This is a genomic window from Nitrosomonas sp. JL21, from assembly GCF_009833095.1.
In the GTDB taxonomy this organism is placed as follows: Bacteria; Pseudomonadota; Gammaproteobacteria; order Burkholderiales; family Nitrosomonadaceae; genus Nitrosomonas.
Window position 1 is genome coordinate 19921 of record NZ_QRCB01000025.1, and the last position, 9112, is coordinate 29032.

The 9112-nt window shown below is 46.9% G+C and carries 10 protein-coding genes; 2 read left to right on the plus strand and 8 right to left on the minus strand.

The window, feature by feature from the left end; all coding sequences use genetic code 11:
- Positions 1–9 precede the first annotated feature (9 nt).
- From ABF87_RS08975 to ABF87_RS09010, 8 genes are all read right to left on the minus strand, one after another.
- Complete coding sequence (locus tag ABF87_RS08975; protein WP_240143610.1) at positions 10–492, minus strand: conjugal transfer protein TrbH; 483 nt, start codon at positions 490–492, stop codon at positions 10–12.
- Positions 492–1373, minus strand: a complete 882-nt coding sequence (gene trbG, locus ABF87_RS08980; protein WP_160828802.1) for a P-type conjugative transfer protein TrbG — start codon at positions 1371–1373, stop codon at positions 492–494. Before trbG ends, ABF87_RS08975 begins: the two co-directional genes overlap by 1 nt.
- A gap of 59 nt (positions 1374–1432) precedes the next feature.
- Positions 1433–2179, minus strand: a complete 747-nt coding sequence (locus ABF87_RS08985) for a VirB8/TrbF family protein (RefSeq protein ID WP_160828790.1) — start codon at positions 2177–2179, stop codon at positions 1433–1435.
- A complete protein-coding gene (locus tag ABF87_RS08990) occupies positions 2176–4713 on the minus strand; it encodes a VirB4 family type IV secretion/conjugal transfer ATPase (protein WP_160828791.1) in 2538 nt (845 codons plus the stop codon). Before ABF87_RS08990 ends, ABF87_RS08985 begins: the two co-directional genes overlap by 4 nt.
- Complete coding sequence (locus tag ABF87_RS08995) at positions 4710–5021, minus strand: conjugal transfer protein TrbD (protein WP_160828792.1); 312 nt, start codon at positions 5019–5021, stop codon at positions 4710–4712. The genes ABF87_RS08990 and ABF87_RS08995 overlap by 4 nt, the downstream gene beginning before the upstream one ends.
- Before the next feature lie 44 nt (positions 5022–5065).
- A complete protein-coding gene (locus ABF87_RS09000; protein WP_160828793.1) occupies positions 5066–5440 on the minus strand; it encodes a TrbC/VirB2 family protein in 375 nt (124 codons plus the stop codon).
- Between the two features lie 21 nt (positions 5441–5461).
- Positions 5462–6421, minus strand: a complete 960-nt coding sequence (gene trbB, locus ABF87_RS09005) for a P-type conjugative transfer ATPase TrbB (protein ID WP_160828794.1) — start codon at positions 6419–6421, stop codon at positions 5462–5464.
- A gap of 77 nt (positions 6422–6498) precedes the next feature.
- Positions 6499–6873, minus strand: coding sequence for a helix-turn-helix domain-containing protein (locus tag ABF87_RS09010; protein WP_160828795.1), 375 nt, complete (start codon positions 6871–6873; stop codon positions 6499–6501).
- A gap of 422 nt (positions 6874–7295) precedes the next feature.
- Between ABF87_RS09010 and ABF87_RS09015 the strand changes: the two genes are divergently transcribed.
- Positions 7296–8357, plus strand: coding sequence for a ParB/RepB/Spo0J family partition protein (locus tag ABF87_RS09015; protein ID WP_160828796.1), 1062 nt, complete (start codon positions 7296–7298; stop codon positions 8355–8357).
- A complete protein-coding gene (locus ABF87_RS09020; protein WP_160828797.1) occupies positions 8354–8716 on the plus strand; it encodes a KfrB domain-containing protein in 363 nt (120 codons plus the stop codon). Before ABF87_RS09015 ends, ABF87_RS09020 begins: the two co-directional genes overlap by 4 nt.
- The last annotated feature ends 396 nt before the right edge of the window (positions 8717–9112 follow it).

Genomic DNA, 9112 nt, shown 5'->3' on the forward strand with positions numbered 1-9112 from the left:
CCTGCCCCTTTATTGCCTACTCACCCAATGGCCAGCAGGGTGGAAGTCATTATCTTTAGCCATAAAGGCTCGCGACAAGTGCCGATCCCCAATCTGAATATTGGCGTGATAGATATGCTCCATTTGGTCCACAATATAGCTCAACCGGATACCCGCTTGCGGTTCTGCTGGTGATTGGGGCACAGCAAACAAGGATTGCTCAATGGTTGGTTCAGGCACTTCCTGCACGGCAAATCCTGCAACCCGCAGTTTCTCAACCAGCGTTTGCCCAAAAGCATCATGGACGGAATGTCCAAGGATCAATTGCGTTGATGCTGCGGGATAGAGCCGATCAATCTGGGCTGCGGCATCCATTGCCATGGATTGACTAGCTTGCAGCGATGGGTTTTGAATAAAATTGCCATATTGCGTTGTCGCACAGCCATTCAGTAACATCGACACCAGTAAAAAAACCAGTAAACGGTAAGATTGATTAATTTTGTGTGTCATCATCAATCCCCCCGCGAAATGGTTACCCGGCTTTGATTGCTGCCTACTCCCGCAATCAGAATGGCTTTATCAAAAACGGCATCCACAATATAGCGATCACCCTGCAGACGGTAATTGACCATTACCGTCTCATCATCTCGAAACAACCCTCCTTCCCTGTTCAGTAATAACAGCGTCGGCGCTTCTGTCTGCGCCATGATAGAGGGCATCTGGATGATCGTCTTCTGCCCATCGTTGTAGACTCGAAGCGGCTTCCAGGACGCACTACCATCCACCGAATACGCAAAATCGAGATTTCCCAGATACTCCCCAGTTTCAGGCATCGTGCGTGTACGCTTGATATCGAGTGCATGATTCTCACGTGATTTGATCGCATCCCATTTAGCGAGTGCCTCTTCCGGATAGGTAAAGCCCACTCTCGGCATGAAATCTCGCCGGTGAGATCGTAGCCGCAGGTGATAGGTGCGCCGATTGGTCGTCACCACCAGTGAAGTCTCTAACCCCACATCGAGCGGTTTTACAATCAAGTGCTGAACCTCAGATGCTCCCTGCCCTGTCACAGCCGGTTCAACGAGCCAGCGAGCCTGGTCACCCAGGTGAATCGAATTGACCTGCTCACCCGCCTGCAATTCAATATCGCAGACCTGCAATACCGCACAGACGATGCTCGGTTGCTGCGAGCCGAACAGGAATCGGATCGAACCATCCGGCCCTGCTACCGGTTTGACGCCGGTAGGATTGGCGGCTTGCCATTTTTTAGCTAAATCGATGGCTGCGCGCTCCTGCGGTGTAAGCTTCGGACTTTGGTCGGTGAAATACGCTTCAGACAAACCGTTTGCATGGATAGGAGCGGCCCATGCAAACGTGAAAATAAGCGCACCCATAGCATTGGAAGCACTGAATACTCGTGAAAACCGTAATGAATTCATGATAAACGGCCTCTTTAGGTTTGTTTCGACCAGGAGAAATCCTGAATATAAATACCCAGCGGATTATTTCTGATTTGCTCTTCCGTGGTGCTTGGGGTACTCGGCTTGTTGTAAATCCTGAGCAAAGCCCGCATCTTGAACGGCTGCTCAGCCAAATGCCCCTGCCGGTCATAGACTTTTTCCAGCCAATCCACCTGCCAGGTCTCAGGAGATTGTGGAATGACCGAGATGATTTCGACATTGACTGTTTGTGTTTCAGCGCGCTTGAAAGGACTGCTTAATTCACTGCCATTGAACCACTGATTGGCTTTGGCGGTGGCGGGGTCATTATTGGACAGCATGGCGTAGGCTCTAAATATAGCTTTGCGCTGCAACGCCACATCCGGGGTTACCATGCGCAAATCGTTGATGAATGAGGCAAGGGATGCATGCACCACCCGCGGATCCGTCTCGCCTGCAATATCGGCACGCGCAACAGCCACGGCTTCACCGAGTTTATTGACCTGTACCACATAGGGAATAAATTTGGATTGACTGCCAATCGCAATGACGCCACCCACACTAGCTAGCGCAATCAGTAAACAAAGCAGTGCCAATAACTGCCACATCGTGCGCGAGGACTGTACCCCGCGCATGTGGTCATTCCAGGTGCGCCGGGCCGATAGATAGGGGTTCTCATTCTCGCCTTGTCGCCGGCCACCCTGCATAACCTCATCATTCGTTGCACTTCTTAACTTAAAGAAATCACTGATCACGCTCATGCAGCCACTCCATAGTCAGATAATGTTAATCCCTTGATTGCTAACCATTGATGCACCCAATCCTCGCCATACTTCTGATGCAAAGCTTTAATGGTTGCAATCGATTCCTTATCCGTCGACCCGACAAATGCCAGCGCCAAGGGCCCAAGTGCTAAGTCATAGAGCCGCCTGCCGTTCTCGGACACGGTGTAATACTCTCGTTTAGGTACGGCGGATGCCAGAATCTCGATCTGTCGGTTATTCAAGCCCATACGTCGATACAAGGCGGATGCTTCCTCATCTCTGGCAAATACGTTGGGCAGGAATATTTTTGTGGCGGTGGATTCGACGATCACATCGAGAATGCCGCTATTTGCGGCATCCGATAAACTTTGGGTGGCCATCAATACCAGGCAATTGTTTTTGCGCATGACTTTGAGCCATTCGCGGATTTTGGCGCGGAAAACGGGATGACCCAGCATCAACCAGGCTTCATCGAGTATGATCGCGGCAGGCTGACCGTGAAGTGCGCGCTCGATGCGCCGGAACAGATACAGGAGCGTGGGCAGCGCATATTTATCGCCGAGATTCATGAGTTCCTCGATCTCGAAGGTCGTAAACGTGGACAGATTCAATCCATCGGCTTCCGCATCAAGCAAATGCCCCATCATGCCATCGATCGTGTATTGCCGAAGGCACTCGCGTATCGCCTCATCCTGGATCGTCACGATAAAGTCCGATAACGTTTTAGAGCCGCTGTGATGCATATTGGCAATCGCCTGGCTGATTTCGTTGCGCTGCAACGGTGTGACGGTGATGCCATTGAGTTCCACCATCAAACAAATCCATTCCATCGCCCAGGCGCGATCGCTCTTTGTTTCCAAGAATTGCAGCGGGCAAAAGGACAGCGCTTCATCATCGCTTGCCACGGTGAAATGCTGACCCCCGACAGCTCGCGTCAGGGGAAACATTGATAGCCCCTTATCGAAGCAATAAATCGACATACCAGGGTAGCGACGCAATTGCGCAGCAATGAGTGCGAGATGGGTTGACTTACCCGCCCCGGTTGGGCCAAACATGAACGTATGCCCCAGGTCGCGTACATGCAGATTCAACCGGAACGGGGTTGCTCCTTGCGTTACACAATGCATCAATGGTGGTGAATTCGGTGGATACATCGGACAAGGCGCGGTAGGTTTACCTGTCCAAATGGTATTGACGGGCAGCAAATCGGCCAGATTCAAGGTGTTGATGAGCGGACGGCGCACGTTTTCTACACCATGGCCGGGCAGGCTACCTAAGTAAGCATCCATTGTGTTGATGGTTTCCACCCGTGCCGCAAAGCCTAAATGATTGATGGCTTTTTCAACTTTACGCCCGGCTTCTTCCAATGCGTCCCGGTCTTCCATCATCAAGATCACTGTACTGGTATAGTAGCCTTGGCTTACCATCCCGCTATTGGTTTCAGCAATAGCCGACTGGGCATCTTCAGTCATATTGAGCGCGTCTTCATCGATATGGCTGCTTTGCAGGTTAAAGACCTGATCAAAAAAACCGCGCACCTTCTGCTTCCAACGGCGCCGGTATCTATCCAGATGAGATACAGCTTCATGCGTGTCCATGAAGATGAATCGCGATGACCAGCGATAGACGCCGGGTAATTCAGACAGGAGATTTAGCATGCCCGGGGATGATTCGAGCGGAAACCCTTCAATCGAAACCACTTGCACAAAATTGCGCCCAATCTTAGGGACAACGCCACCCCACATTTCCTGACCACCCAAAATCGTATCCAGGTACATCGGATTGGTCGGCAGCACCATCGGATGATCAAGACCGGTGATGCACAGTTGCAACCACTGCAAAAAATCATCATGCGTGGTAGTTGTACCATCCTCATTCACATGTTTTTTGCTTTGGAGGCGCGATAGTTTGAAGACAGTAGATAATCGTGATTCAAAATTGATGCATTCGCGCTTAAAATATTCCAACAATCCTTGAGTTCTGGCTTTTTGATCGAGAGCCTCGCTGTCATCCTCAAACATCAGCTCAACAAACTTGCGCTGCGCCAGCACCGGCGGCAAATAGGTGAGCGTCACGATAAAATAACTCTCATAGAGCGTGCCAATCTTTTCAAAAACATTGCGCCGCTCGGCATCGATGGCAGCCGTCACCGGATCGGGGTAATTGGAAACTGCATTGTCAGAATAACCTTGCGCGGGTTTGCGCACCGCATCGACATGAATCATCCAGCCATTGCCCAATCGGGATAGCGCCTGATTGATACGATGCGACACGTGCTCGCGCTCAGCATCGGTGCTGCTCGCAGTATCTTCGCCCCGAAAGATCCACGCCGCCATCAGTGAGCCATTTTTGCCGACGATGACGCCCTCTTCCACCACGGCCGCGTACACCAACAGATCGGCAAAGCCCATCGCTCTCGATCGGTGCCGATCCAGTTTCTGTTCTTTATCCGCATCTCTAATGCGGATAAACAGAATAAGTAGTAGGATCGCCCCACAGATCGCAATGAGAATGGAAATCGCGGCAATCATAGATGCTGTTTCTCCTGCAAGCGGGTATTGGTATAGAAGGGCGTACTTCTTGCGGGATAGTATTTTTTATACTGAATCTGGCGCAAATACACATGGCGTAACTGCGGATCGTTCTTCGCCATCAATCGCAGCGTGAACAATGCAAAGAACCACAAGCTCATCCCAAAAAATGTGGCCTTCAGTTCCATCGCCACAAAGATCGATGTGGCTGCAATCAGAATGGAAAACATCACCAGTTCACGATCGCCACCCATGAACAAATTGGGACGATTACCCGATTGGCGGATGGGTACGGTTCGAAGCGCCATATCAGCCTCCTGTCAAGCTAGTTTAGAAGAACAACTTGAGTAACTTACTCTGACGTCTCGACAAACTCTGGTGAGTCGCCCGGAATCACAGCACCTTGGAAAAGGTTGGACATGACATTGTTGGCACCGACCAGCAATGCCATTACGAGCACGATAAAAATGAGTGTTCGGAAAAAAGCGTTCAACTCACCCCCAAAGATCAAAATGCCACCGGCAACCACAATGCCGACAATCGATAGCGTGAAGGCAACCGGGCCGGTCACGGAATTCCTGAGATTCACGAGCCAGGTTTCATAGGGAAGTGATCCACCCGCACCGACTGCGGCTTGAGCTTGATCCGTCGACAACAAAAAGATAGTTACAACAGCAATTGAATAGAAACAACCCAGTGACGCAAGATTTTGAATACTCAACTTCATGAGACCGACTCCTCTGATTATTTACAACTTCTTGATCTGATAATTTCCTCTCTTAAAACCTTGTACTTCAATAATCTGCTGAATCTTCCTGCCAGAAGGCACGCGCGCAATATGCACGACCATATCAACCGCCTCTGCGATTAGTGGCATGATTTCTTTGGGAGCTGAGGGGTTACGAGAAATGAGCGATTCCAGACGGGTAAGTCCTGATAATGCGTCATTGGCGTGAAGAGTGGCTGCCCCGCCTTCGTGGCCTGTGTTCCAGGCATCGAGCAGATCAAGGGCTTCAGGGCCTCTGACCTCCCCTACCAGGATCCGGTCGGGGCGCATGCGCAAGGTGGTCTTGAGCAATTGCGTCATGTTGACATCGAGTGTGGTGTGATACTGCACGAAGTTTTCTGCAGCGCATTGGATCTCGCCGGTATCTTCCAGAATAAAGATACGCTCATCCGGATCATTCATAACCATCTCGTGAATGATCGCATTGATCAATGTGGTCTTACCCGACCCGGTACCGCCAATGACGAGGATGTTGCGGTGCTTGCGCACGGCATCTTTTATGACCTCACTATGTTTAGGCGACAACGCGCCAGTTTTAACATACTGCTCCAACGTAAAGATCTTGATGGCTTTTTTGCGGATGGCAAAGGTCGGGGATGTGACAACGGGGGGCAATTGGCCGGCAAAGCGTGAGTTATCGACGGGAAACTCACCTTCAATGATGGGATTGAATCGACTGATTTCCTTACCGTGAAAGCCTGCGACCGTTTTGATGACCGCTTCAGCCTGGGCAGCCTGAATGTTTCCAATATGTTGTATTTTCTGACCGAGCTTTTCTTGCCAGATACGCCCATCGGCATTGACCATGATTTCAACTGTTTCAGGATCTTGCAATGCCAAAACGATTTGGCATGCATCGCGCTCAAGCTTGAGTTTGGCACGGTCCTTTACAGTTGTAATGGTAGATATCTGATCTGACATTGTTATATAGCATAGACACAATATTCTCTAAAACAATATAACAATACTTTAAAACTTGCAATATATTTTTTATTAACTTATTTTAATTTCTTGGCAGTTTTTTTGATGATTTCACGGTTTTCTCGATCCCATTGCGCCACTTGATACGCTTGAAATTCAGTCAATACGGCCCCTTTCCAAACAAAGCCTTTAGCGAGATGCTCTGAATCACCCTCTCCCAACAAAGCGCGCTCAGCTGGACTCATATCCGAACTATCAAATAACAGGGGCAAAGGGGTTTCCAAAGCTTTGGCAATAGCCTCAATTATTCTAAGCGATGGATTGGCATTGTCATGAGTCAAATCATTGAGAAATGAGATGGATACTCCTGCTTTTTCAGACAAATCCGCCTTGCTTATTTTTTTCTCACGCATAACTCTGAGAATATTTGTGGTCAGAATTAAATTGTACATAGCTCGATCCTCGTGTGTTTAACCGCTAAGTGTTTGAGTTTTGGTTTATTCCTAATACATATTATTGTAGAAAGGTTATAATAATCAATTGAAGTAAATGTATACGATTCAATGATCAAATGATAAGTAAAAGCAAACTAAAGTTAGATCGTCACGTACTATCGTTCTTAAACAATCGAGGATGAATAAAAAACTCCGCTGTAAGGAAGGGAATTGAATCCACAAAGATTAATCTTTGGAAATACTCTGAAAAACTTAAGTAATATTTAATGGATTCTTTTATTCTTACTGAAATGAGATTATTCCTGCAATAAATATTACTATTTTTCTTACGGTTGATGGAATTATCGCAGTGATATATTGCACGTTAAGCTTTGTAAAATTAACCGGACATACCTCAACACAAGGTAATCATTAATGCAATGGTAAGTAAGAGTACTGTAGGTGACCCTAAAAAAGCACCGGATGTATTGGGTGCTAGTCAAATTCCACTGGATTTGATTGTTGAAGATCCAACCCAGCCTAGAAAGATATTTGATCCGGATTCTCTCGCAGAATTAACCGAAACTATAAAAACGCGTGGAGTCAAAACGCCCATATCCGTGCGTCCCAACCCCGATAAGTCGGGTACTTATATCATCAATCATGGCGCAAGACGCTATCGCGCCAGCAAAAGTGCGGGACTTACCTCAATTCCTGCCTATATCGATACCGATTACAGTTTGGCCGATCAGGTCGTTGAAAACCTGCAACGAGATAATCTAACATCGCGCGAAATTGTAGATTACATTGGGCGCGAGATTGCGTCAGGTAAAACTCATGAGCAAATTAGCAAATTGATCGGCAAATCTCCGTCCTATGTGTCATTACATGCTGCCGCAATGGATTTACCCGATCCTATCGCCGAGCTGTTTAATTCCGGGACGTTAACCGATATCACAGCCATATACAATTTAAATAAAACTTTTAAGAAGTATCCGCTGGAGTTAACTGACTGGTTGAACTACAGCAAACCAGAAGACGTTACGAGAACTAAGATACAACAATTCAGGAAATTTCTCGAATCCAGGAATGATGAAAAAGGCATTATGACTGCGTTGACTCGCCAGGCCCCTCACGCCCCATCTGACTTTACCGAAAACAGTGATAAGAATAAATCAAAAAAGCGCAAACTGGATGCCGATGAATTGCTCACTTATATTTATGTACGGCTAAAAAAACGCTCACATCAACCCCAGGATATTATGTTAAAGCTATCCAATGCACAAAAGACAACGATCATTGATGCACTTCAAAAGTACTATACTGCTGGTCAGAAATGCAAAGACTTATTTCATGCAATTTTGAACTCGTTAAAAGGGGGGGAATTTGACGGGGCTGGTCGCGGAGCTTTTAATCTGACCGCTTTCTTTTTTGGCGTCAATAAGAAAGAATTTGACCTGGAAAAGATCATCCACGAAGTCTATCTCAATCTAGACAAATGAAACAACGACTGATAGTCATGAATGGCCACCGGGCGCTTCAGAATTTAACTGAAAACGGCTGGAAAACCACCGGTTTGATAAAGCCAATCGAAGAAGGTATCAAACCGGGTATTTATAACCTCTTCGTTTCCAATCCTGCTGACACCGAAAAGGGTGTCTATGAGGGATTACTTCTTTTTGTAGATAAAGAAAAGGGGCTAGTTTATCAGCAAGTTAATCAGGATTACATCACACACAAACTGGAGCTATTTGAAAAGTCCCCACTTGCCGGAAAAACGGTTTCTATTCAATACGACAACGAGAAAGTAAACCTCAAGAAAATCGATGCTATCAGCAAAAAAAGAACCCATAAATTATAAACTTTGAAAATATCGATTAAACAAATCTCAACTACTACTAGTCAAATTGCTGGTTCACCTTCATCACGTCACGGCATTTGCTGCGCCGTGTGTTTCACTCGCAAAATTTCCAAAGCACTGATTTCCTCCAGAAAACGATAAAACATAATGTAATTTCGATGGATGGCCAGCTCGCGCACTTTGTTCGGCGGATCAGGTCGTTCAGGAAGAACAAAATTCTATATTCTATATCATTATACTTCCATACAAATATACATATATAAGTGTATACATTTATATATGTATATCTTTATACTTCTATATGTATATAATCTAATAGGGTTATAGGGTTATAGGGTTATAGGGTTATAGGGTTATAGGGTTATAGGGTTATAGGGTTATAGGGTTATACAAAAT

Bases quoted from the DNA above. Each gene is read 5' to 3' on its own strand.
- trbG (WP_160828802.1), bottom strand. From the start codon at position 1,373: ATGGGTGCGCTTATTTTCACGTTTGCATGGGCCGCTCCTATCCATGCA.
- trbB (WP_160828794.1), bottom strand. From the start codon at position 6,421: ATGTCAGATCAGATATCTACCATTACAACTGTAAAGGACCGTGCCAAA.
- ABF87_RS09020 (WP_160828797.1), top strand. From the start codon at position 8,354: ATGAAACAACGACTGATAGTCATGAATGGCCACCGGGCGCTTCAGAAT.
- ABF87_RS08975 (WP_240143610.1), bottom strand. From the start codon at position 492: ATGATGACACACAAAATTAATCAATCTTACCGTTTACTGGTTTTTTTA.
- ABF87_RS08985 (WP_160828790.1), bottom strand. From the start codon at position 2,179: ATGAGCGTGATCAGTGATTTCTTTAAGTTAAGAAGTGCAACGAATGAT.
- ABF87_RS08990 (WP_160828791.1), bottom strand. From the start codon at position 4,713: ATGATTGCCGCGATTTCCATTCTCATTGCGATCTGTGGGGCGATCCTA.
- ABF87_RS09015 (WP_160828796.1), top strand. From the start codon at position 7,296: ATGGTAAGTAAGAGTACTGTAGGTGACCCTAAAAAAGCACCGGATGTA.
- ABF87_RS09010 (WP_160828795.1), bottom strand. From the start codon at position 6,873: ATGTACAATTTAATTCTGACCACAAATATTCTCAGAGTTATGCGTGAG.
- ABF87_RS08995 (WP_160828792.1), bottom strand. From the start codon at position 5,021: ATGGCGCTTCGAACCGTACCCATCCGCCAATCGGGTAATCGTCCCAAT.
- ABF87_RS09000 (WP_160828793.1), bottom strand. From the start codon at position 5,440: ATGAAGTTGAGTATTCAAAATCTTGCGTCACTGGGTTGTTTCTATTCA.